Raw genomic sequence first — 24,274 nt, forward strand, 5'->3', positions numbered from 1 at the left:
GATCGACAGACTGACATCGAAAAACCATGGAGGTTGATGCATGGTGGCAAGGATGCCCCAATCGCGTTACCGGCACGGAGGGCTTCCGCACCTCGATGCGCCGGGACATTTTCAGCACATTGTCTTTCACCTGGCCGATTCGTTGCCGCGCGAGGCGCTCACCAGCATTGAGTTGGAATTGGCTGAGCTTCCCCATTCTCGACGTAAACGGGCGATGGCTCGCCGGATTGCCGCCTTGTTGGATGCGGGGCTTGGCTCCTGCCTACTTGCTGATCCGTTTTGCGCACGGATTGTGGCGGACACGCTGATTTTCGGTCATGGGAACCGTTACTGGCTCCACGACTGGGTAATCATGCCGAATCATGTTCACGTACTGATTCGTCAGGGCGAGCGTGAGCCCTTGGCGCGAATTATCCAGTCATGGAAGCGACACTCGGCCCGCGAGATTCGGCGCAAAGGAGCGGACATCTATCGGCATGCCGGCAGTGAGAGTGCGGGCCTGTGGCAACGCGACTACTGGGATCGATACATCCGGGATGAGCGTCATCTTGCCGCAGTAAAAGAGTACATCTGGCAAAACCCGGTCGCTGCCGGGTTGGTATCGAGTCCGGAGGACTGGCCCTACGGCTCAGCAGCTCGGGGAGACGACGAAACCTAAACAGAGTTGGGACCGCGGGAGTGCATCAGCGCCGGCGAGTGCAACCCAGCGCTCCCCGGCCCGGCATGGACCGCGGAGTTGCACTCCGCGCGCCGGCGAGTTCCACTCCCCACTCCCAGCACTCCAACGACGGACCGTAGCGTTGCATCCCACGCCACGGCGAGCGCAACTCGCCGCTCCCAGCACCCGACCACGGACCGTGGAGTTGCACTCCACGCCACGGCGAGTGCAACTCACCGCTCCCAGCTCCCAACGATGGACCGTGGAGTTGTACTCCACGCCGGCGAGTATAACTCGCCGCTCCGATGGACCGCGGAGTTGTACTTCACGCCTACGAGTGCAACTGATCAATTCAGTCCCTGTAACCCACCTCATTGAGATACAATCCCGCGCTATTCAATTCCGAGTTAAACGGGAAACGGATTCATGTGCGGAATCGTCGCAGCGGTAGCCGAACGGCAGGTGGGGCCCATCCTCCTGGAGGGGTTGCGTCGTCTGGAATACCGCGGCTATGACTCGGCCGGGGTGGCCTTGCTTGACGAGGAGCAGGGGTTGGCCTCGGCGCGCGCGGTGGGCAAGGTTGCCGCCCTTGCCGAGAAGCTGGAAGCCATGCCGATCACCGGGCAGCTCGGCATTGCCCACACACGCTGGGCAACCCACGGTGTGCCGGTCGAGCGCAATGCGCACCCGCATTTGGCCCCGAACGGCGAGTACGGCCGTGTTGCCGTGGTGCACAACGGCATCATCGAGAACTTCGCCACGCTCAAGGCTGAACTGGTCGAGGCCGGTTGTGCCTTCGCCTCGGACACCGACACCGAGGTCATCGCGCACCTGATCCACCACCAGCTCGAGTTGGGGCTTTCGCCGAAAGCGGCATTCGATGCAGCGGTCGATCGTCTACAGGGCGCCTTCGCGCTGGCGGTGATCGTCGCTGACGCCCCCGAGACACTGTTCGTCGCCCGTCAGGGCAGCCCCTTGGTGATCGGTGTGGGCATTGGCGAGTACTTTGCCGCCTCCGATGCCCTGGCCCTGCTGCCGGTCACGCAATCGTTCATCTACCTGGAGGAGGGCGACCGCGCGGTGCTCACCCGGGAGTCGGTAGCCATCACCGACACGGCCGGCCAGCCGGTCGAGCGCCCCGTGCGCCAGTCCGCCCAGCGCGCGGAAAGCGCCGATCGGGGTCGCTTCCGCCACTTCATGCTCAAGGAGATCCACGAGCAGCCGCAGGCCATCGCCGACACGCTGGAAGGACGCATCGCTCACGGTCACATTCTGCCGGCGGCGTTCGGCGTGGGCGCCGATGCGATCTTCGCTTCCGTCGAGCGCGTGCAGATCATCGCCTGCGGCACCAGCTATCACGCCGGCATGGTCGCCCGCTACTGGTTCGAGGACATCCTGCGCGTGCCCTGCGCCGTCGAGGTGGCCTCCGAGTTCCACTACCGTAATCCGGTGATCAGTCCCAATACGCTGGTCGTCGCCCTGTCGCAGTCCGGCGAGACCGCCGACACACTCGCCGCCATCCGCATGCTCAAGCGCGAGGATCCAGAGCGCCCAGTGCTTGCCATTTGCAATGCCCCCGAATCCTCGCTGGTGCGCGAGTCGGATCTGGTGCTGATGACCCGCGCCGGCCCGGAAATCTCGGTGGCCTCCACCAAGGCCTTCTCCACCCAGCTTGTCTCGCTGGCCCTGCTGCTGCTCGCCGTGGGCCGTGCCAGTGGGCGCATGGAAGAGGCTGAAGAAGAGCGCATCGTCGCCGGCCTGGAAAAAGTCCCTGGCCGCATCCAGGACGCGCTGGACCACGGCGACCGCGTGCGTGAGCTGGCCGAACTGCTGGTGGAAAAGGAACACGCCCTGTTTCTGGGCCGCGGGCCCATGTACCCGATCGCGATGGAGGGTGCGCTCAAGCTCAAGGAAATCAGCTACATCCACGCCGAAGCGTACCCGGCCGGTGAGCTCAAGCACGGGCCGCTCGCGTTGATCGACGAGACCATGCCGGTGATCACCATCGCGCCGCAGAACGAACTTCTCGACAAGTTGAAGTCCAATATCGCCGAGGTCACTGCGCGCGGGGCGGAGCTGTTCGTTTTCGCCGATGAGCGCGCCGGACTGCACTCGGCAGACTTCACCCATGTGCTGCCGGTCACATCGAATGTGGGTAGAATCAGCGCCCCGATTATTTTCAATATCCCGCTGCAGTTGCTGGCCTACCACGTCGCCGTGCTCAAGGGCACCGACGTGGACCAGCCGCGCAACCTGGCCAAATCGGTCACCGTGGAATAAGACTCAAGCGCCAAGCAAGGAACCTCTGGATGAACGAAATCCGGCCCAGTCAGCCAGCCACACCCAATCCGCCGCGATTCGATGACGAGATCGATCTGATCGACCTCGCCGTCGCGCTCTGGCGGCGCAAATGGGTAGTGATCATCGTGGCGGTGGTGATTACCGCGATGGCGGCCACATTTGCTTTCGGGCGGGGTGATGCATCCAAGGCCACATCATTTGCCTCGATCTATAGCCTGCCGAAAGTTTCAGTTGATGGTGGTGATGAAAAGCCCGTCGTTGCACCGAGTGCGGTGATGGAACTGAGCCAGCGGGTTTTCGTGCCGCAGGCCTTGAAGCAGGATCGCGAGGCGGATACCGGCAAAGATTTCCAAAAACTGGAAGTAGCCCTCCAACAGCCCGAGGACACGTCGTTGATCGTGATTGAGACCGAGGCCACCGAGACACAGTCGGAACGCATCACTGACCTGCATAAGGCGATCATGGGGCGAATCGAGAAGCTGGCCGAGTCCGAAGTGGATGATCTGCGTGCAAAGCTCGATCAGCGCATCGAGATGCTAGAGACCCGTCTGGCGGACGCTGAGTCGCTAGCCGATTCCCTTTCAAAGACCGATGGTGACCTTTCTGAAATCTCGCTGGAAATAGCGGAAGTAAAGCGAGAATTATTGCAGGCCGAGTTGAAGAAATCGTCTTTGAGCACCGGTCGCCTGGTGGAGCTGGGTCAGCAACGTGAACTCGATGGGGGAACATCGAGCACCTTGATCGTTGCCCTCGGCGCCATCCTCGGCCTGTTCGCCGGTCTGTTCGCTGCCCTGATGGTGGGCTTTGTCGCCGCGGCGCGCGAGCGCCTGCACGAAACCGAATCCACGGAAGACTGATCTCGACATGACGCAATCCACCTTTGCCGCGCCCCAGGAAACCCGCATCGCCATGATCGGCCTGGGCTACGTCGGCCTGCCGCTCGCGGTCGCCTTCGGTCGCGTCCAGCCGGTGGTCGGATTCGACATCAACGCCAAGCGCATCGCCGAGCTCAAGGACGGTATCGACCACACCCGAGAGGTCGAGCCGGATGAACTGGCCGAGGCGACCCAGCTTTCCTTCACCGATCGCCTCGAAGATATCGCCGATTGCAATGTCTTCATCGTCACCGTCCCCACGCCGATCGACCGCTACAAGCGCCCGGACCTCAGCCCGCTGATCGGCGCCTCCACGACGGTCGGGCAGGTGCTGAAAAAGGGTGACGTGGTGATCTACGAATCCACTGTCTACCCCGGCGCGACGGAAGACGACTGCGTACCGGTCCTGGAGCAGACCAGCGGCCTGACCTTCAACGTAGACTTCTTCGCCGGCTACAGCCCCGAGCGTATCAACCCCGGCGACAAGGAACACCGCGTCTCTGACATCATGAAGGTTACCGCCGGCTCCACGCCCGAGGCCGCCGAGTTCATCGATTCGCTCTATCGGCGCGTTATTCACGCCGGCACGCACCTTGCCCCGGCCATTCGCGTCGCCGAGGCCGCGAAGGTGATCGAGAACACCCAGCGGGACGTGAACATCGCCCTGGTCAACGAACTGGCCATGCTGTTCAACAAGATGGGCGTGGATACCCAGGCCGTGCTCGAAGCCGCCGCCACCAAGTGGAACTTCCTGCCGTTCAAGCCGGGCCTGGTGGGTGGCCACTGCATCGGTGTCGATCCGTACTACCTCACCCAGAAGGCCCAGGAAATCGGCTACCACCCCGAGATGATCCTCGCTGGCCGCCGTACCAACGATGGCATGGGCGAATACGTCGCCGCCCAGATCGTGCAGCTGATGACCCGGCGCCGGGTGCAGGTCGTCGACTCCAAGGTGCTCATCCTCGGCCTGACCTTCAAGGAAAACTGCCCGGACCTGCGCAACACCCGCGTGGTCGACGTCATCAACGAACTGCGTGACTACAACGTCAACGTCGAGGTCCATGATCCGTGGGCAGATCCTGCCCAGGCCTGCGATGAATACGGTATCTCCTTGGTCGAGCAGCCGGCGCAAGGGCACTACGACGCCGTTGTGATCGCCGTGTCGCATAACCAATTCGTGCAACTGGGAGCACAAGGCATCCGATCCCTGGCCCGCGATGGGGGGCTGGTCTACGACATCAAGCACGTACTTGGACGCGACGAAGTCGACGGGCGCCTGTAACCTCGCTTGGAGCGGCGAGTTGCACTCGCCGATACGCGGAGTGCAACTCCGCTTGCCATGCACCCCGGCGGTGGGTCTCGCGGCTAAAGCCGATCCTACGGTCTATTTGTGCGTAAGAGCGCCTTCAGGCGCGATGCCATCGGTTTTACACAAAACCCGCGAGTCGTGCTTGAACTGACAGTCCCCCCGATAGGGCGGATGAAAAGCAAAATTCACTTCTAGAACCAACCAACAAAAGACAAGACTGCATGTTTCCAACAATCAAGGATCGCAAGATTCGCATCGCCGTGGTCGGCTGCGGCCGCATTTCCCGCAACCATTTCGGCTCAATCGAAAAACACGCCGACAATCTCGAACTGGCCGCGGTCTGCGACACCGATAAGCCCACGCTGGATGAGCACGCCGAAAAGTACGGCGTGCCGGGCTACGACAACATGGAAACCATGCTCGAGTCGGAAAACATCGACCTGGTGGCGCTGTGCACCCCCAGCGGTATCCATCCGGACCAGGCGGAACTGGCCGCGCGCTACAAGGTCAACGTGATGACCGAAAAGCCCATGGCCACCCGCTGGTCGGATGGCATGCGCATGGTCAAGGCCTGCGACGATGCCCGAGTACGCCTGTTCGTGGTCAAGCAGAATCGCCGCAACAGCACACTGCAACTACTCAAGCGCGCCGTGCAGGAAAAGCGCTTCGGTCGCATCAACATGGTCCACCTGAATGTCTTCTGGACCCGTCCGCAGGAATACTACGACGCCAGCAAGTGGCGCGGCACCTGGGAACTGGACGGCGGTGCCTTCATGAACCAGGCCAGCCACTATGTCGACCTGTTCGACTGGCTGATCGGCCCCATCGCCGACGTGCAGGCCATGACCGGCACGCTGGGTCGCGATATCGAGGTCGAAGACTCCGGCGTGCTCAACGTCCGCTGGCGCACCGGTGCTCTGGGTTCCATGTCCGTGACCATGTTGACCTACCCGAAGAACCTCGAGGGTTCGATCACTATCCTGGGTGAAAAAGGCACCGTAAAAGTCGGCGGCGTCGCGGTAAACGAAATCGAGCACTGGGAATTCGACGAACCGCGCGACTACGACGAGGACGTCGTCAAGGCCAACTACGAAACCACCTCCGTCTATGGCTTCGGTCACCCGCTCTACTACAAGAACGTCGTCGACACCCTGCGCGGTGACGCCGAACCGGAAACCGACGGCCGCGAAGGCCTCAAGTCTCTCGAACTTCTCATCGCCGCCTACCTCTCCGCCCGCGACCGGAAGACCATCTCCCTGCCTTTGGAGTATTGATTCATTGGCCACGGACGGCCACGGAAAGCACGGACAAGGAAATGTTGGAATGTGAAGATCTCACCTACGCGGTGAGAGGGGCGATATTCGAGGTGTCGCGGGAGTTGGGCGCCGGATTTCTCGAATCCGTATACGAGAAATCTCTGGCGCACGAGCGGACAGTTCGCGGTCTAGGCGTCGAACGACAGATGCCCGTGACCACGTACTACAAGCAGGTGGCCGTAGGTCAGCATGTGCTCGACCTCCTCGTTGAGGACCAACTGGTCATTGAACTGAAGGCAGTGCGGGCCTTGGTACCGGAACATGAAGCCCAGTTGCTGCACTACTTGAAGGCAACCGGGTATCGGCTAGGGCTTTTGGTGAATTTCACCCACCCCAAGGCCCAGGTGAAACGCCTTATCCGCTGACCGTCCGTGCTTTCCGTGACAGTCCGTGGCAACGCAGCAGTTAGTAAAGAGGGTAGCCACGGAAAACACGGAAAGCACAGACGGTTGAAAGACGCGGTTCTGAGCCCTTCAAGCTTCTTACGTCCGCGTTTTTCCGTGACAGTCCGTGGCAAACAAAAAAGAGACTTATGAATTACCAAGTACACGAAACAGCCATCGTCGACGAAGGCGCCCAGATCGGCGCCGACACCCGCATCTGGCACTGGGTACACGTCTCAGGCGGTGCCCGCATTGGCGAGAAGTGCTCGTTCGGCCAGAACGTCTTCGTCGGCAACCGCGTGGTGATCGGCGACAACGTCAAGGTGCAGAACAATGTCTCGGTCTACGACGACGTCACTCTTGAAGACGATGTCTTCTGCGGCCCGAGCATGGTGTTCACCAACGTCTACAACCCGCGATCGGCTGTACCGCGCAAAGACGAATACCGCCCGACGCTCGTCAAGCAGGGCGCAACCCTGGGCGCGAACTGCACCATCGTCTGCGGCGTCACCGTCGGCCACCACGCCTTCATCGGCGCCGGCGCCGTCATCAACCGCGACGTACCCGACTATGCCCTCATGGTCGGCGTGCCGGCCAAACAGATCGGCTGGATGAGCGAACACGGCGAACGCCTCGACCTGCCCTTAGAAGGCGAGGGCCAGACAACATGCCCGCATACTGGTGACATTTACCGCTTGAGCCACGGAATGGTTAGTAAAGAGGGATAGCCACGGAAAACACGGAAAGCACTGACGGTTTTAAAGCCTTCCCGGCTTTCACAGTAAAATCCCTACATTCCGCGCTTTCCGTGTCCGTCCGTGGCAACCCAATCCGAGTTTTCCGTGACCACCCGTGGCCACACAAATTGAAGAGTCAAACATGCAGTTCATCGACCTCGCCGCGCAGCAGGCGCGCATCAAGGACAAAATCGACGCGAACATTCAGCGAGTGCTTGCCCACGGCAAGTACATTCTCGGCCCGGAAGTGGCCGAGTTGGAAGAAAAACTCGCCGACTTCACCGGCGCGAAGTACTGCATTTCCTGCGCCAACGGTACGGACGCCCTGCAGATTGCCCAAATGGCCGTCGGCGTCGGTCCTGGTGACGAGGTGATCGTCCCGGGCTTCTCCTACATCGCGACCGCGGAAACACCCGCCGTACTGGGTGCGAGACCGGTCTATGTCGACATCGATCCGGTTACCTACAACATGGATTCGGCAAAGATTGAAGCCGCGATTACGTCGAAGACACGCGCAATCATCCCCGTTTCTCTATATGGCCAGTGTGCCGACTTCGATGAAATCAATGCGATTGCGGAAAAGCACGGCATCCCGGTGATCGAGGACGGCGCGCAGAGTTTTGGTGCCACCTACAAGGGCAAACGATCCTGCAACCTCACCACCATCGGCACCACCAGCTTCTTCCCCAGCAAGCCCCTGGGCGCGTACGGCGACGGCGGCGCGCTGTTTACGAACGACGAAGAACTGGCCACGAAGCTGCGCCAGATCGCCCGCCACGGCCAGGACCGCCGCTACCACCACCTGCGCGTGGGTGTGAATAGCCGCCTGGACACTCTTCAAGCCGCCATTCTGCTGCCCAAACTGGAAATCCTTGAAGAGGAGCTTGCCCGCCGAAACGAGGTTGCGGATCGATACAACAGCCTCTTATCTGCCACGGACATCCACGGACACCCGCTGACACAAACCCCGTCCGAGACCATCCGTGATTTCCGTGGCAAAACCCCTGTCGTCAAGGAGCACAACATCAGCGCCTGGGCGCAGTACACCATCCGCGTGAACGATCGCGAGGCAGTTCAGGGAGCGCTCAAGGACGCCGGGATTCCCACCGCCGTGCACTACCCGATCCCCCTGAACAAGCAGCCGGCGGTAAGTGACGACGCCACATCGTTGCCTGAAGGAGACTTGGCTGCGACGCGCGTAATCAGCCTACCACTTCACCCCTATCTCCCGCATCAAGCCCAAGATAAGATAGTCGCCAACATCCTTGCAGTATGAACAGAATCAAAATCAATTTCTCCAACCCTCACGTGACCGAAATCCGATTTCATAATCCGTGAAAATATTACTCTTGGCACCCGCAAAAAACCCTTTGATCCGCCGTCTTAAAGCGCGATTGCTAGAGCGGGGCTGCGAGGTGGTTCTCGTCTCTTATGATGATGGGGCCGATTATCGTTTAAGGGGAAGGGGGCGTTTCTCAGATTATCTCCGTTTTTGGGGTATTCGCGGAATAGTCAAAAAGGAGGCCCCCGATGTTATCCATGCCCACGGGGTGAACCATTATGGTTTGCTGGCTAGTTTCCAGTGGTCCGTGCCGGTTGTGTTAGCAGCATGGGGTAGCGATGTTTTAGGAGTGGCGCAGAGATCAAATCCGGTAGCCAGGTTTGTTCTGCGCGCGATTAATGCCTGGTCGGTGTCGCGCGCATCTAAGATCCATTCATCGGCGCAGCATGTTTTGGATGAAGCTAGGCGGCAGGCTGTTTTTGCAAAAAAGGAAAAATTTACTTCGTTTTATTGGGGGCTTCCGCCCGTTTGTGGTGACGCAAAAAGTGTGCAAACGGGTGAATCTCATGATTGTTTAACCGGTTCTGGTCTGAAACCGGACGACCGTGTCGTACTATTTCCGAGAGGACTCCGTTCGTTATATCGTCCGTTGCTTGTTTTAGATTTGATAAGAAAATGGAACGAACTCAATCCTGACCGAGTGTGTGTGGTGCTGAAAGCGTTTTCGAAGCCTTATGATGAGAAGGTTTTCTTTGAGAACGCAAATGGCGCAAATTTTGTTTATATCGATCGCTTATTGGATGATGGCGAGCTGTGCTGTCTGTACAGTAAAACTGATATTCATGTGAACGTTCCGATCAGCGATGCCTTGGGTGGCGGGGTGATCGAGCCGATTCAGTTTGGCAGTGTTCCGGTGTTAAGCGACTTGAAGCCCTATCGCGACCTGTTGGCGATCACCCAAGGCTCCTTGCTTGAGTCGGAATCTGATCAAGGTTTGGAGCGCGCGATTAGCACAGCGGAAAGCCTTGCCAAACAGCCAATTAAGTCAAAATATAGCGAATACTCGGCTACGACCGTGGTGAGCAATGTGATAGACCTATATGAAAAGGTTATCGGGCGGCGCACAACGTGAAGCTGGGCTGCCCATCAGTCCTTCTGGTTTTGACCTCCAAGCCTGGCGAGTCGTCATGAATGAACTCAGGAATATCGGACGTACCCTTCGCCAAGGATTTTTAATTCGCGCGGGGCTAGGCAGCATTGTAATAAAATTTTCTTCGAAGATTATATCGCTCGTTACCGTTGTGGTTTTGGCTAATGTTCTGGGTGCAAGCGATTTCGGCGTGTTTGTGTTCATTATCGCGCTCATTGGGCTTTTAAGCATGCCTGCTCAGCTTGGCCTTTCAAATCTTGTAATGAAGGTGACTTCTGCCGAACTCGTATCGCGTGATTGGTCTGCAATAAAAGGTGTTTGGCGTTGGTCGACGCGTCTAAGCTTAGCTTCATCATCTATCATTGTCCTCGTTGCGGTCGCTATATCAGTTGGCTTCGTTGAATCTATCAATGATAAACTTTTTTATGGGTTTCTTGTTAGCCTTCCGTTAGTGTTTTTTGTACCCCTTTCAAATATTCGAGGAGGGGCGCTTCGCGGATTGCATCTGGTTAATTTGGGGCAATTTCCAGAGCAAATAATTCGACCGGGCTTGTTTTTGGTGTTAGTCGCTTTGTCCGTGCTTTTTGGTTATGAGAGTAGTGTTGAAGCGGCGATTGCGATGAGCGTGACAGCTGCTGCCGTGGCCTTTGTGAGCGGCCAGTTTCTACTGTCCAGATATACGCCTAATGCCGTGAGATCGACTAAGCCAGACTATTCTAGTTGGAGATCGTGGCTTTATGCCGCGATCCCGTTGTCGCTTACGGAAGGTGCGTCATTAATCATGGCGAACACAGACTCTGTCATGCTTGGCATGTTTTCGACATCCTCGGCAGTTGGGGTGTATAAAATTGCCGTACAGGGGGCGGTCCTCATTGCCTTTGTTATGGATGCCTTGAGCATGGTGGTGGCGCCGTATTTTTCTAAGCTGCACGCAAGTGATAAAAAGTACGAATTGCAGAAATTGGTTTCATATACTTGTTTGGCTTCGTTTGTGTTTGCGTTGTTTGCATTTTTATTCTTCGTCATTTTTGGGGAATTATTACTTGAGGTGTTATTCGCTTCCGATTTTTCGTTTGCGTACATTCCGCTTTTGATTCTTTCGGTGTCGCATTTGGTGAGCTCATGGGTCGGGCCAGTTGGTGTTTTGCTTAATATGACGGGCAGCCATAGGGTTGTTTTGGTGGCGGTTGCATCCGCGAGCATTTTGAACGTTGCTCTGAATTTTGTGTTAATTCCGGCTTTTTCTTTGGAAGGCGCCGCGTGGGCAACCGGCATTTCATTGATTTACTGGAAGACTTTTTTGTGGCTGGCTTCAAAAAGACAACTGGATATCAATAGCAGCCCATCACCCCTATGTTCCAGTCTGTTTTCTTCAAGATGACTTTTAAACATAAAGCTGCGAGGACAAGGATGTGATCAAATTCGTTGTTTTTTTGATTTTTATACTGGCGTTGGTTGGTTCTGATTTTTGGCTTCATGACAAGCTGTCGAACTTTCCGAACTATTTTGGCTGGCGTGAGCTGGCTAAAACCGCTAACGCAGAATACCGAGAGCTTGGCGTGGATGTGAAGGATTTTGAGTCTGGGTATTCGTATAACGGCCCATACATGGATTACGGGAATGGTCGGTACTTCAAAGAGTCGAAGGGAAGAATTCGACTGGATAAATCGGGTATTCCGGAGGTTCGTTATGGCGAAGAGTTTCATTATAACCCTGTGACAACGGCTCAATTTGCTCTCGCGGAATATAGTCGACCGGGGGGTGTATCAAGCAAGTTCCTTGATATCGTCGATAGTTTAGTGTCAAGACAAGACGCTAACGGTGCGTTTCGATATAACTTTGTTTTTCGAAAGTATGCGCATGAAGAAGACTACGAACCTGGCTGGACATCTGCTATGGCTCAGGGGCAAGCACTTAGCGCGCTAGCGAGAGCGTATGCCTTAACAGAGGATGAGAAGTATTTGGAAAGTGGTGAGCTTGCGTTTAATTATCTCACAACCCCCTTCGATGAGGGTGGCGTGAAAACGGACTTAGGCGAACTGAGGAGTTCGTGGTCTGGTGACGTCTTTTTTATGGAATATCCGGCCGATCCGCCTGTCTACACATTGAATGGTTATATGTTCGTAATTATTGGTTTGTATGATTGGAATGAAGCAATTGGTCGATCGGACGCAACGCGCAGGGTGTTAGAGGACTCCCTTTTAAGTTTTCGGAAAATTCTTGGTTTCTATGATTTGGGAGCATTTAGCTCCTACGATCTATCTTTCATGACCTTGCCTTTTAAAAAATCGGGAGAAAAACGTTCGCCGCACTATTCTCCTTATTACCACGCCGTTCATATCGAACAGCTGAATTTGCTTTATGACATTTTTGGCGAACAGTACATGAGGGAAACTGCTGAAAGGTGGGCCGAGTATGTTCGGTGATATTTTCTATTAGATTCATGATGTGAGAAGAATGCAACTGCGCGGATTCAATTTGTTGTCTTTCCGGTCATTTGGTATGCGCAACCCAGTTGTGTTTATTGGCCTTCAATTATTTCTCCTTGTGGCGCTGGCGAGTTTTGTGCCCTACTTGTCCGAGCACGCTTGGTTTGGTTTTGCCATAATTCTTGTCCTCTTGGGCTTTGGTTTTATATTTTCTCAACGTCTAGATTGGGTATTTTCACCCCTGACGTTTTTTTCGGTGTCATATCTTGGCTACGCGGTTGGAGCGATTTATTACTCGATTGCCGGTGGTGTCGGCAAGTTTTCAATTTTAACTGGGACCGAGGTTGAGTTTTGGTCGTATGCTCCATCGGTGAGCTTGTTGCTCGTATTATGTTTTATAGGGTTTGGTGCTGGATACCTTTTCGGTGAGTTTCGGATTCATGGTTGTCGTGCAAAACCGCCTAGTCGGGAGGCCGCGGCTGGGCAAAAGGGTAAGTGGCTTTTGTCAGTATATAAACCAATTGTGTTTATTAGCCTTTTCATTGGATTGGTTTGGTGGGTGTATATTGCATATACGGTATCCGACGGATTATGGCAATTTATAAAAGAATTTCAGGTGTTTCCACATAGGGTTGCTGAGTATGGCATTTCGACTCTTCCGTACCACTTCTATTACGCTGGTATTTTTTTATGGCTGTATGTGTTTCTACTTAAGGATGAAAGCCCGGGTGTTTTGTTTTGGTTGTTGTCCCTGGTCGGAGTGTTGATCAACTTAACGCAAGGGCGAGTTATGCTGTCGGCCACCTTTCTTATGTCATTATTGGTCGCGTTAGGGGTTTTTCGTCCAGTGCTAAGAGCACGGATTGTATATTTGTTATTAGGCGTGGTTGTATTAGCCATAGTGGCCTATGTTTTGAGGATTTATAGTAATTACTCTTTTATTGGGAAAGAGTTTGACTTGTTTGATGGTGGTCTTGTCTCGTCCGTTTTGGGATCCTTGGTTGCCGGTGGGAATGTTCCGGACCTGCAGCAACTGGTCATTATAACGCATGGCTGGCCTCATGGGTCAGGGGTTTATGGATTAACGTACCTTGATGGCTTTAGAAATATGTTTTCTGGTTTGTTTGGGTTTGAACCTTCGTCGGTTGGGCTGCAAATAAAAGAACTATACTTCCCTGATCGGTCGGGCCCCCCTACGCCGGGAGCTGTTGGAGAAACGTATTACAATTTTGGTATGTTTTCGCCACTGTTCTTTGTCTTTGTTGGGTTTGTTTTGGCAAAAATTTATAGGCATGTCTTGGCCTCTGGTTCGGCTCTCTTGTATATTATTTACGCTATATTTTTGACCAGATTTGTCTTTATGTATCCAAAAGTGGACTCGACTATGATCGTTAATTTTCTTTGGGGAGTCGGCCCTTTTTTATTTATTTTGTTGGTTTCTTATTTGTGTTGGGGTTTTTTGAGGTTTGGTCGAGAATTTCGCTAGAAGTAATATTTCTTTTCTTAAAAAGGATGGGCGGTGGGTTTTATGTTTTTTTGCGTGGTCTTGGTTAAATGATTATTCATTTCAGCACAGTTCATGCCCGAACCGACACTCGCATCCGCGTCAAACAGGTCGCCTCGTTGGCTGGGGCCTTTGATGAGCGGGTAGCGCTCTACGTACAGGACGGAAAAGGTAACGAGCGGGACGAGGCCCATGGTATCGAGGTGATGGATACGGGGTTGCCGTCTGGTGGCCGCTTGGCCCGGATGACCAAGGGTGCTTGGCGGATGTACCGTGCGGTGCGCCGGGCACGGCCGTCCGTGGCGCATTTTCATGACCCGGAATTGATCCCGGTGGGGCTGGCGCTGAAATTCTCCGGTATCAAGGTGGTCTACGACGTTCACGAAGATGTGCCGCGTCAGATCCTGGGAAAGCACTGGATCAGCCCCTGGCTGCGCCGCCCGGTGGCTGGATTGGTTGAGGGTGTCGAGTGGGTCGCGGCACGGGTGTTCGATGGTGTGGTGACGGCCACGCCGACCATATCGGCTCGGTTCCCCTCCAAGAAGACGGTCACCGTGCAGAATTTCCCGATCCTGGGCGAATTGGTGCTTCCGGAGTCGACACCGTTTTCTGAGCGCCCGCTTCATGTGGTTTATGTTGGTGGCATCACGGCGGCTCGGGGTGCCGTGGAGATGGTTGACGCTCTCGAACGCGTGACGAACGATCAGGTCCGCCTGCAACTGGGCGGGACGTTCACGCCCGTTGGCCGGGAGAATGAGGTCAGTGCCTTGCCGGGCTGGTCGCGTGTGGTGGCGCATGGCTGGGTGGATCGCATTACCGTGGCGGAATTACTTGGGAATGTGCGGGCTGGGTTGGTGCTGTTTCACCCGGCCCCTAATCACATGGATGCCCAACCCAACAAGATGTTTGAATATATGGCCGCGGCCTTGCCGGTGATTGCCTCGGACTTTCCACTGTGGCGCAAGATCATCGACGGGGCGCGTTGCGGGCTGCTGGTCGATCCGCTCGATCCGCAAGCCATCGCCGAGGCCATCGATTGGATCCTTATGCATCCCGAAGAAGCCGAAGCGATGGGGCGGCGCGGCCGCAAGGCGGTCGAGTCAACTTATAACTGGGAGCGCGAGTCGGAGACGCTCATCAACTTCTATAAACAACTTCTCGCGAAGTGATATTTGCCACGGACAGACATGGAAAGCACTGAAAAGGGACTCTCGCTAAGGCGCCAAGCCGCAAAGATTGAAACAGGGCAATGGAGCTCTGCATCCTTTGTGCCCTGGCGACTTTGCGCGGGCCATCAATATTCCGTGCTTTCCGTGCCCGTCCGTGGCCAATTGGATTAACCAAACCTATGCAACGAATTCTTACGATCATCGGTGCCCGCCCGCAGTTCATCAAGGCGAGCGTGGTTTCTCGCGCCATTCAAGCCACCGAGGGCATCGAGGAGATTCTCCTGCATACAGGGCAGCACTTTGATGCCAACATGTCGGAGGTGTTCTTCGACCAGCTCGGCATCCCGCGTCCAGATGTGCAACTGGATATCCACGGTGGTTCGCACGGGGCGATGACCGGTCGGATGCTCTCTGAAATCGAACAGATAATCCTGCGTGAGAAGCCTGACCGGGTCATGGTTTACGGCGATACCAACTCCACCCTGGCCGGTGCGTTGGCCGCCGCGAAACTGCACGTGCGGGTGGCCCATGTCGAGGCCGGCCTGCGCAGTTTCAACATGGCCATGCCCGAAGAGTTAAATCGCATCCTCACCGACCAGATCAGTGACCTGTTGTTTTGCCCCACGGACACTGCATTGCGCAACCTGGAAGCCGAAGGCTTTGACAACAAGCCGGTGCAGGTGTTGCAGGTAGGTGACGTTATGCAGGATGCCGCGTTGTTCTTCGCGCGGCATGCCGTCGCGCCGGAAGGCTTGCCTGCCGAGATATTTGCCACGGACGGTCACGGACAGTCACGGAAAAACGGGGCTGGGGGCGCGGGTTTTATCCTTGCGACGCTTCACCGAGCGGAGAACACGGATGATCCCCTGCGCCTAGCCGGCATCGTCGAGGCGCTTAATCAGATTCACCGCGAGATTGCCCCCGTCATTCTGCCGCTGCACCCGCGCACTCGGGCGGCGATAGACCGGGAAGGGCTGACGCTCGAACCCCATGTCATCGATCCGGTGGGTTACTTCGAGATGCTCTGGCTGCTCGATCACTGCGGTCTTGTCTTGACCGACAGCGGCGGCGTGCAGAAGGAAGCCTTCTTCTTCGGCAAGGCCTGCGTCACCATGCGCGACCAGACCGAGTGGGTGGAACTGGTCGAGGCGGGCGCCAACGAACTGGTCGGTGCCGATGCTGAGCGCATCCTGTCCGCCGGCCGCCGTCACCTTGGGCGGACGATCGAGGACCGCCATGAGTTGTATGGCGGCGGCAAGGCGGCGGAACGGATTGTCGGCAAAATACTGGAAGAGGGCAGGGCATGAGTACAGGGCTATGGCTCCAGAGCTCTCGGGCCGCGAACTTTCGGGAAGTTGGTCGATGAGGGAGAAGTGTGTTCAAGAGGGATCCCAAGGCGAAGGCCGGCAAGCGAATTCCCCTATTGAGGGCATGGCTGTTCCCCCGCGAAGATCCGATAGACCGCTCACCCTGTGGATCATCAACCAGTACGCCTCTTCGCCTTCCACCGGCTATGCCGGTCGGCATTATTATCTGGCCCGTGAGTTGGCAGCACAGGGACACCAGGTGTACGTGGTGGCGGCCAGCTTTACCCACTTGCTCCGCGAATCACCGAGGGTCGATGGTGATGTCACCATCGAGACGATTGACGGGGTTCACATGGTTTGGCTACGGATGCCGTCCTACCCGCACGCCCATTCCAAGAAACGTGTCTGGAACTGGCTACGCTTTGCCTGGGCCTTGCGGCGCCTGCCCAGTGCGCTCCCCGAGAGCCCCGGTGCAATCCTCTACTCCTCGCCCACGCTGGTCGGCTTCCTTGGCGCCCAGCGCCTGGCGCGTCGGTTCGATGTCCCGCTGATTTTTGAGGTGCGGGATATCTGGCCTTTGACCCTGATGCAGGTGGGTGGGTATTCCGAACGCCACCCCGTCATGCGCTTTCTGCAATGGATCGAGGACAAGGCCTATCGGGAATCGGACCGGGTCATCTCCAATCTCAAGAATGCCGTTGAACATATGCAGGCCCGCGGTATGGACCCGGCCAAATTTGCCTGGGTGCCGAATGGTTTCTCGATGGCCGAGGTCTCGAAGCCCGAGCCACTTGATCCGTCAACGAGGGCTCAACTGCCACGGGACAAGTTCATCGTCGGCTACACCGGTACGTTGGGCGTGGCCAACGCGTTGGATACGTTGCTGGATGCTGCCGAGCGGCTCAAGAATGAAGACGACGTTGCTTTTGTGTTGGTGGGTGGCGGAAAGGAAAAGCCTGCCCTTCAACGGCGTGCCAAGGAGAAGGGGCTGAAGAATGTCGTCTTTATCGACCCAATACCCAAAGCGCAGATACAGACGATGTTGCAGTGCTTTGATGTGTGCTTTATCGGGCTGTCAAAGGAGCCACTTTTCCACTTTGGCGTATCTCCTAACAAGTTGTTCGATTACTTGATCTCGGGGAGGCCGATCATCTATTCCATCGATTCCGGTGCCTATCGTCCCGTGGATGAGGCAGGTTGTGGATTGACGGTTCCCGCAGAGGATTCAGGAGCGATCGCCGAGGCGGTCATGAAACTGAAAATGTTGTCAGAGGCAGAGCGGGGGGAAATGGGTGGCCGAGGTCGTGCCTATGCGTTGGGAAAGCACGAATACGGCGAGCTTGCTGGTCAGCTCTTGCACGTGGTCGATGGGGCGATTGATGAAAAGGGTGTTTGATTTTTCGGTTTCGCTACTGGCTCTTCTTTTGCTGTCGCCAATGCTTCTGGTGCTGGCTGTCCTGATCCGCTGGAAGCTGGGTTCACCGATATTCTTTCGACAGACTCGCCCGGGGGTGGGTGGTCGACCATTCCGAATGATCAAGTTCCGCACCATGCTCGATGCGGTGGACGAGTTCGGTGATCCGCTGCCGGATGAAAGGCGAATGACCCGTCTCGGCCATTTTTTGCGAGCGACCAGCCTGGATGAGCTGCCGGAGCTTTGGAATGTCATCAAGGGTGACATGAGCCTGGTCGGACCCAGGCCCCTGCTGATGGAGTACCTGCCCCTGTATAACGCTGAACAGATGCGGCGCCATGACGTCCGCCCCGGTATCACGGGCTGGGCGCAGGTCAATGGGCGCAATGCGGTCTCGTGGGAAGAGAAGTTCAAGCTCGATTGCTGGTATGTCGATAATCAGTCGTTTTGGCTGGATGTGAAAATCTTGTTTCTGACCGTCAAGAAGGTGATTGCCCGCGAAGGGGTGTCAGCAAGCGATCATGTCACGGCGGAACGTTTCCGGGGGAACGATAAGTGAGGCTGGCAATACTGGGTGCGAGTGGTCACGGCAAAGTGGTGGCGGACACGGCCAGGGCTGCCGGCTGGTCTGACGTGACGTTCTTTGACGATGCTTGGGTGGGAAAACGCTTCGTGACACATCACCCGATTGTTGGCGATGCGGCCGCCTTGTTTCGCTCAGTCGCGGAGTTCGATGGCGTGATCGTCGCTATCGGCAACAATCGTGTGCGTCTGGACAAGACCCGGGCCCTGTTTGACGCCGGTGCCAAGCTGGTGAGCGTGGTTCATCCCGCGTCCGTAGTCAGTGAGTTGAGTGCGATTCAAGAAGGCTCGGTCGTTATGGCCGGTGCGGTGGTACAGGCGGACGCCCGTCTCGGTATCGCCTGCATCGTCAATACGAACGCGAGCGTGGATCACGATTGCGAACTGGCGGACGGGGTTCATATCTGCCCTGGCGTGGCGATCTCCGGGGATGTGGTCGGTGGTGAGTGTGCTTGGTTTGGCGTGGGTGCCAGTGTCCGTCAAGGGTTGCGGATTGGTGCCGATGCCGTGATTGGCGCTGGTGCTGCCGTGGTCAAGGATGTCGAGGCCGGGACGACGGTGGTGGGCGTGCCGGCTAGACCGGCTTCTTGATCTTTTAGGCGATTGTCTCGCCGCCGCTTCTATTTTTTGGTTTAGATATGTTGAATGGACCGTTTTCGCCTTGGCCTTCCTTCACGCAGGAAGAGGCCGAGGTGGTGCAGCGTGTGCTGCTTTCCAACAAGGTGAATTACTGGACGGGCCAGGAAGGGCGTGAGTTCGAGCGCGAATTCGCGGCCTTTGCCGGAACGGACCATTCCATTGCCGTGGCCAACGGCACGGTAGCGCTGGACTTGGCGTTGAAAGGGCTAGATATCGGCGACGGTGATGAGGTGATCGTTACCTCGCGGTCTTTCCTTGCCTCGGTTTCCAGTATCGCCACGGCGGGTGCGGTACCTGTGTTCGCGGACGTGGACCGGGATTCGCAGAACGTCACGCCGGAGACGGTCGCGGAAAAGATCACGCCGCGCACGCGGGCGATCATGGCGGTGCATTTGGCGGGCTGGCCCTGCGAAATGGACGGGATGATGGCGTTGGCCGAGGAGCACAGCCTGTTCGTTATCGAGGATTGTGCCCAGGCGCATGGGGCAACCTATAAGGGGCGCAGCGTGGGCTCGATCGGTCACGTTGGGGCGTGGTCTTTCTGTCAGGACAAAATCATGTCGACCGGCGGTGAGGGTGGCATGGTGACCACTAACGACCGGACATTGTGGAGCCGCATGTGGTCGTACAAGGACCACGGCAAGAGCTGGGAATCGGTCTACGAGCGCGAGCACCCGCCGGGTTTCCGTTGGCTACACGAGAGTTTCGGCACCAACTGGCGGCTGACGGAGATGCAGTCGGCCATTGGGCGGATTCAATTGCAGCGTATGCCGGAGTGGAACCGGTCGCGGCTGGCCAATGCCCAACGAATCTGGGAAGGGGCGCGGCAGTGCTTGGGCCTGCGGGTGCCAGTGATTCCCGAGCATGTCGAGCATGCGGCCTACAAGTGCTACCTGTTCGTCGAGCCGGAGGCGTTGGCCGAAGGTTGGAGCCGCGATCGAATCATGTCGGAGATGCAGGCCCGCGGTGTGCCGTGCATGAGCGGTTCGTGCTCCGAGGTGTATCGGGAAAAGGCTTTCGAGGGCACCGGCTGGCGACCGACCGAACCGCTACCGGTGGCCCGGGAGCTTGGCGAAACCAGCCTGATGTTCCTTTGCCATCCGACCTTGACGGAAGCCGAGATCGAGAAAACCTGCTCGGTGTTGCAGGAGGTGATGGCCGAGGCGGCTGGGGAATGAAACTCGGCGCATGAGCCAGGTGTTCTGCATTGGCCGTCGGAGTTGCACGCCGCGCCGGCGAGTGCAACTCGCCGCTCCTAAGGGGGGATCTTGGCTGTGGGTTGGGCTTCAGCCCAACATTTGATCGCCAGACTGACGGCTACACAGAGTGGTTAATCAGTTATCGCATCGGTCCGGTCGGGCGGATTGTCGGGCTGAAGCCCGACCCACGGTGTGTGGTGGCACTTGGTTGCGTATCGCGCCTCAAGGCACTCCTACGGAAAACCGGTGCGTAGGAGTTCCTTCAGGTGCGACATCTCTGTTCCCTCGGAGCTTTTGGTCACCAGGTTTTTTCCTGCGGTGGACAAGTACAACTCGCCGCGTCCTGGTGTTGGCATGAAGAACGAAGGTGTGCTCGGCATGACGGCGAGCACAACTCGCCGCTCCTGGCCGTGGCAGAATGCCTTCCATTCGACCGCCCGGTGGGGCGTTGTTTTTCTTTGCATGGATGACGTTCAGTGCCCTTGATCGCTCGCATCAAACTATTCCTTCGTGATCTCCCGTCGATCTACAAGCGCGGGCTGATGGTCGCGTTGGATCTGTTGTTGATTCCGCTCGCGCTTTGGGCGGCGTTGTCGTTGCGTTACGGCGAGTGGTTCACGGATTTCAACCGCGCCGCGCTGGTATTCGCCGGCATCGTGGCGTTCACCATTCCGGTGTTCATCAAGCTGGGGCTGTATCGGGCGGTGATGCGCTTTCTGGGCTGGAAGGCGATGGAGCAGATCGGCACGGGGGTGGCCGGTTCCACGCTGATCCTGCTGACCATCCTGCTGTTGCATCCGCAGGCGGAGCTGCCGCGCTCGACGTTCGTGATCTACGGGTTGGTGCTGTTCGTGCTGGTGGGTGGTTCGCGGTTTCTGGCGCGGCGGTTATTGGGGGCAAGCTCTGGCGGCAAGGGGCGCGAACGGGTGGCCGTTTATGGGGCCGGTGCCAGTGGTCGACAGGTAGTGGGCATGCTGCGGCAGGGCATGGACTACGAACCGGTGGTATTCCTCGATGATGCCGAGACGCTGGAAGGTCGAGAGATCGACGGGTTGCGGGTCATCGCTCCCAGGAAAAGCATCGGCAAAAAGGATCTGACCCCATTGCTGCAGCGGCTGGGCGTGCGCTCGATCCTGTTGTCGGTGCCGTCGGCGTCGGCTTCGAGGCGACGCGAGATCCTGAACTTTCTCGAGCCGTTGCCATTCCATGTGCGTACCGTGCCGGGTATCGAGGACATCCTTTCCGGCAAGGCCACCCTGGACCAGGTGCGCGAGGTAGACATCGAGGATTTGCTCGGGCGCGAGCCGGTACCGCCCCGGCCCGAATTGCTCGGCAAATGCATCACCGGCAAGGCGGTGCTGGTCACCGGCGCGGGTGGGTCGATTGGTTCGGAGTTGTGCCGGCAGGTGGTGGAGCAGGGCGCCAGGCGGCTGATCCTGTTCGAGGTATCCGAGTACGGGCTATACCAGATCGATCAGGAATTGCGCGCCCTCCCGGTCGTTGCGAACGGCGAGGTGGAGCTCATCGCCGCACTCGGCAGCGTGCTGGACGAGCGGCGCCTGCAGCGCCTTTTCGAGCACTTCGCCATCGACACGATCTACCATGCGGCGGCTTACAAGCATGTGCCGCTGGTCGAGCACAATCCCATCGAGGGTCTGTCCAACAACGCGCTGGGCACCCTGATCGCCGCCCGCGTGGCGGCGCGTCACGGCGTGAGGCATTTCGTGCTCATCTCCACCGACAAGGCCGTGCGCCCGACCAACGTGATGGGTGCGAGCAAGCGCCTGGCGGAGATGGCCCTGCAGGCGCTGCAGCCGGAGCACCCGGAGACGACGTTCGCGATGGTGCGTTTCGGCAACGTGCTGGGCTCGAGTGGCTCGGTGGTGCCGCTGTTCCGCCGGCAGATCGCCGATGGGGGTCCGGTGACGGTCACGCACCCGGAGATCACGCGCTACTTCATGACCATCCCCGAGGCGGTGCAGCTGGTCATTCAGGCGGGCAGCATGGCCGAGGGCGGCGACGTGTTCGTCCTGGACATGGGCGAGCCGGTGAAGATCGACCACCTGGCGCGGCGCATGGTGCATCTGAGTGGCCTCGAGATACGCGACGAGGAGTATCCGGACGGCGACATCGAGATCACCTACACCGGCTTGCGCCCCGGCGAGAAGCTCTACGAGGAACTGCTGATCGGCGAGGCCGTCAATGGCACTGATCACCCGCGCATCATGCGCGCCAGCGAGGATTGCCTGCCGTGGCGGGCGTTCGACAAGGGGCTGCGGCGGTTGGAGAAGGACATGGAGCGCCATGATCTCCCCGCCGTGCGCACGCATCTTGGTGAGCTGGTCAGCGGTTACCAGCCGCACGAGCGGATCGAGGATCATTGCTGGAAGGATTGATGGTGGTGTCGTTGTTTGGGTATCGCGCCTGAAGGCGCTCCTACAATTGCTGATGCCGACCCCGCGGTTTCCACGACCTTTTACTGGGCTCTGCGCGCGCTAGAATCTCCATTTTCTGACGGAACCGTACCTGCATGTCATCTCTCTTCCACGCCTTGGCCCGATGGGATCGCCTCACTCTGGCGATCGTCGTCCTGACGATCCTCACGTTTCTGGTCTTCCCCTTCGGCCGTTCGGCGAATGCGCCGCTGGCGATCCTGGCGTTGGTCGGGCTGTGGCTGCTGGCTACCCGTTGGCGGGAGGTCTGGACGCAGCCGGTGATGCGCTGGTTGCTGATTCTGATAGCCGCATTGTGGATCCCGCAGTGGCTCGCCTTGCCCGGGGCGGTCAATTTCGAGCGGGCCTGGAGTGACGCGATTTATTACCCGTTGTTCGGCATCGCGGCGTTGCCGATCATCTGGGCCGCGATGCGCCACGACGTGGTGCCGCTGGTCTTGTATTGCCTGCTGGGCATCGTGTTCGTCTGGTCGTTGGATGGGTTGCTTCAGTTCGCGACGGGCAGCAACGTGTTCGGGTTTCCCTACAACGGCGTGCGTCTCTCCGGCATGTTCGGTGAAAACCTGACCATGGGTGTGGTGATCGCCCACCTGCTGCCGCTCCTACTCGAGGCGACCCGGCGACTCATGCAGCGCTGCTTGGCCTGGGGGCTGGTCATCCTGCCGATTCTGGCGGTGATCATGCTCTCGGGTTCGCGCTCCGCGATGTTGTTGATGCTGTTCGGTCTGGTGCTCTACGGCGCGTTGATGATCTGGTTCTATCGACCGCGCTGGTACTGGATTGTCGGCGCGGTCGCGGTGGTGCTCGTGGGGATGGCTGGCACGTTGGCGGTCTCCCCGGAAACGCGCGATCGTGTCGAGCGAGTCGGCAAGATCTTCGAGATGGACCGGGAAGGCTTCAACCAGGCCACCGCCATGCGCGGTGATGTCTGGCTCTCCGGCTGGGAGGTGGCCAAGGATGATCCCTGGCTGGGCGTCGGCGTGCGCGGCTATGAGTTGGCCGCGGTGGAGCGAGGCTATACCGACCGTCCCTACATGCATCTGCATTTCTTTGCCCTGGACGTGCAGGTGAGCACGGGACTGGTGGGGTTGTTGGCCTACCTCTCCGCCTACTTGGCGTTTCTCGTTGTGCTGTGGCGTAGCGGCGGGGGCATGCCTGCCGGGGTCGGTGTGGTGGCCGCAGGCCTCGCCCTGCTGCCCATCAACACGCATTTCGGTTTCTACGCGTCCTACACGCTCGCGATTATCTGGCCGATTATCGGTTTGGGGGGCGCCCTGACAGTCAGTGGGCGTGGTGTGACCGCCCACGCCGATGCACACGACCGTCATTCCCGCGCAGGCGGGAATCCAGATCGGCGATGACCCTCAAGCGTGGATTCCCGCCTGCGCGGGAATGACGTTGGTGGGGCTAGAAGGCTTGGCGCGAGGTCGGAGGCTTTAACAGAGCATTTCGCTCGGGTTTTCGCCCGGTGCGGCCCACACTTGCGGCTCGGCCTGCTATCCTTCTTCCATCTTTCGATACCTCCGGCATGCGTGTCGGAGGACGTCCTTGTTTGAGCAACCAAGAA

The 24,274-nt window shown here is 57.8% G+C and carries 20 protein-coding genes; all 20 read left to right on the forward strand.

The window, feature by feature from the left end:
- Positions 1–52: 52 nt before the first annotated feature.
- A complete protein-coding gene (locus tag SR882_RS05525; RefSeq protein ID WP_322522334.1) occupies positions 53–658 on the forward strand; it encodes an REP-associated tyrosine transposase in 606 nt (201 codons plus the stop codon).
- Positions 659–1,084: 426 nt separating this feature from the next.
- Positions 1,085–2,938: a glutamine--fructose-6-phosphate transaminase (isomerizing) gene (gene glmS / locus SR882_RS05530; RefSeq protein ID WP_322522335.1), complete on the forward strand. Its 1,854-nt coding sequence runs from the start codon at positions 1,085–1,087 to the stop codon at positions 2,936–2,938.
- A gap of 29 nt (positions 2,939–2,967) precedes the next feature.
- Positions 2,968–3,816, forward strand: coding sequence for a Wzz/FepE/Etk N-terminal domain-containing protein (locus tag SR882_RS05535; RefSeq protein ID WP_322522336.1), 849 nt, complete (start codon positions 2,968–2,970; stop codon positions 3,814–3,816).
- Between the two features lie 7 nt (positions 3,817–3,823).
- Complete coding sequence (gene tviB, locus SR882_RS05540) at positions 3,824–5,116, forward strand: Vi polysaccharide biosynthesis UDP-N-acetylglucosamine C-6 dehydrogenase TviB (RefSeq protein WP_322522337.1); 1,293 nt, start codon at positions 3,824–3,826, stop codon at positions 5,114–5,116.
- A 248-nt stretch (positions 5,117–5,364) separates the two neighbouring features.
- Positions 5,365–6,417, forward strand: coding sequence for a Gfo/Idh/MocA family protein (locus tag SR882_RS05545; RefSeq protein ID WP_322522338.1), 1,053 nt, complete (start codon positions 5,365–5,367; stop codon positions 6,415–6,417).
- Between the two features lie 41 nt (positions 6,418–6,458).
- Positions 6,459–6,824 (forward strand): GxxExxY protein, encoded by a 366-nt coding sequence (locus SR882_RS05550; protein WP_322522339.1) that lies wholly within the window; start codon positions 6,459–6,461, stop codon positions 6,822–6,824.
- A 167-nt stretch (positions 6,825–6,991) separates the two neighbouring features.
- Complete coding sequence (locus tag SR882_RS05555; RefSeq protein WP_322522340.1) at positions 6,992–7,570, forward strand: acyltransferase; 579 nt, start codon at positions 6,992–6,994, stop codon at positions 7,568–7,570.
- A 151-nt stretch (positions 7,571–7,721) separates the two neighbouring features.
- Positions 7,722–8,855 carry a DegT/DnrJ/EryC1/StrS family aminotransferase gene (locus tag SR882_RS05560; protein ID WP_322522341.1) on the forward strand — a complete coding sequence of 378 codons (1,134 nt, stop codon included), beginning with the start codon at positions 7,722–7,724 and terminating at the stop codon, positions 8,853–8,855.
- Between the two features lie 58 nt (positions 8,856–8,913).
- On the forward strand, positions 8,914–9,993 hold the full coding sequence (locus tag SR882_RS05565; protein WP_322522342.1) for a glycosyltransferase: 1,080 nt from the start codon (positions 8,914–8,916) through the stop codon (positions 9,991–9,993).
- On the forward strand, positions 9,962–11,392 hold the full coding sequence (locus SR882_RS05570) for a flippase (RefSeq protein ID WP_322522343.1): 1,431 nt from the start codon (positions 9,962–9,964) through the stop codon (positions 11,390–11,392). Before SR882_RS05565 ends, SR882_RS05570 begins: the two co-directional genes overlap by 32 nt.
- Positions 11,393–11,423: 31 nt before the next feature.
- The gene (locus SR882_RS05575; protein WP_322522344.1) at positions 11,424–12,437 is read left to right on the forward strand and encodes a D-glucuronyl C5-epimerase family protein; all 1,014 of its coding nucleotides are present in this window, start codon (positions 11,424–11,426) and stop codon (positions 12,435–12,437) included.
- 31 nt (positions 12,438–12,468) lie between these two features.
- Positions 12,469–13,926, forward strand: a complete 1,458-nt coding sequence (locus tag SR882_RS05580) for a hypothetical protein (protein WP_322522345.1) — start codon at positions 12,469–12,471, stop codon at positions 13,924–13,926.
- A gap of 68 nt (positions 13,927–13,994) precedes the next feature.
- On the forward strand, positions 13,995–15,113 hold the full coding sequence (locus SR882_RS05585) for a glycosyltransferase family 4 protein (RefSeq protein WP_322522346.1): 1,119 nt from the start codon (positions 13,995–13,997) through the stop codon (positions 15,111–15,113).
- 179 nt (positions 15,114–15,292) lie between these two features.
- Positions 15,293–16,420 carry a non-hydrolyzing UDP-N-acetylglucosamine 2-epimerase gene (gene wecB, locus SR882_RS05590; RefSeq protein ID WP_322522347.1) on the forward strand — a complete coding sequence of 376 codons (1,128 nt, stop codon included), beginning with the start codon at positions 15,293–15,295 and terminating at the stop codon, positions 16,418–16,420.
- Positions 16,421–16,430: 10 nt separating this feature from the next.
- On the forward strand, positions 16,431–17,816 hold the full coding sequence (locus tag SR882_RS05595; RefSeq protein WP_322522348.1) for a glycosyltransferase family 4 protein: 1,386 nt from the start codon (positions 16,431–16,433) through the stop codon (positions 17,814–17,816).
- On the forward strand, positions 17,800–18,393 hold the full coding sequence (locus SR882_RS05600) for a sugar transferase (protein WP_322522349.1): 594 nt from the start codon (positions 17,800–17,802) through the stop codon (positions 18,391–18,393). The genes SR882_RS05595 and SR882_RS05600 overlap by 17 nt, the downstream gene beginning before the upstream one ends.
- Positions 18,390–19,007: an acetyltransferase gene (locus SR882_RS05605; protein ID WP_322522350.1), complete on the forward strand. Its 618-nt coding sequence runs from the start codon at positions 18,390–18,392 to the stop codon at positions 19,005–19,007. Before SR882_RS05600 ends, SR882_RS05605 begins: the two co-directional genes overlap by 4 nt.
- Before the next feature lie 47 nt (positions 19,008–19,054).
- The gene (locus SR882_RS05610; RefSeq protein ID WP_322522351.1) at positions 19,055–20,233 is read left to right on the forward strand and encodes a DegT/DnrJ/EryC1/StrS family aminotransferase; all 1,179 of its coding nucleotides are present in this window, start codon (positions 19,055–19,057) and stop codon (positions 20,231–20,233) included.
- A 563-nt stretch (positions 20,234–20,796) separates the two neighbouring features.
- Positions 20,797–22,650: a polysaccharide biosynthesis protein gene (locus SR882_RS05615; RefSeq protein ID WP_407653366.1), complete on the forward strand. Its 1,854-nt coding sequence runs from the start codon at positions 20,797–20,799 to the stop codon at positions 22,648–22,650.
- A 134-nt stretch (positions 22,651–22,784) separates the two neighbouring features.
- The gene (locus SR882_RS05620; protein ID WP_322522353.1) at positions 22,785–24,068 is read left to right on the forward strand and encodes an O-antigen ligase family protein; all 1,284 of its coding nucleotides are present in this window, start codon (positions 22,785–22,787) and stop codon (positions 24,066–24,068) included.
- Positions 24,069–24,274 lie beyond the last annotated feature (206 nt).

Origin of the sequence: Guyparkeria halophila, from assembly GCF_034479635.1 — a bacterium.
Lineage (GTDB): Bacteria > Pseudomonadota > Gammaproteobacteria > Halothiobacillales > Halothiobacillaceae > Guyparkeria > Guyparkeria halophila.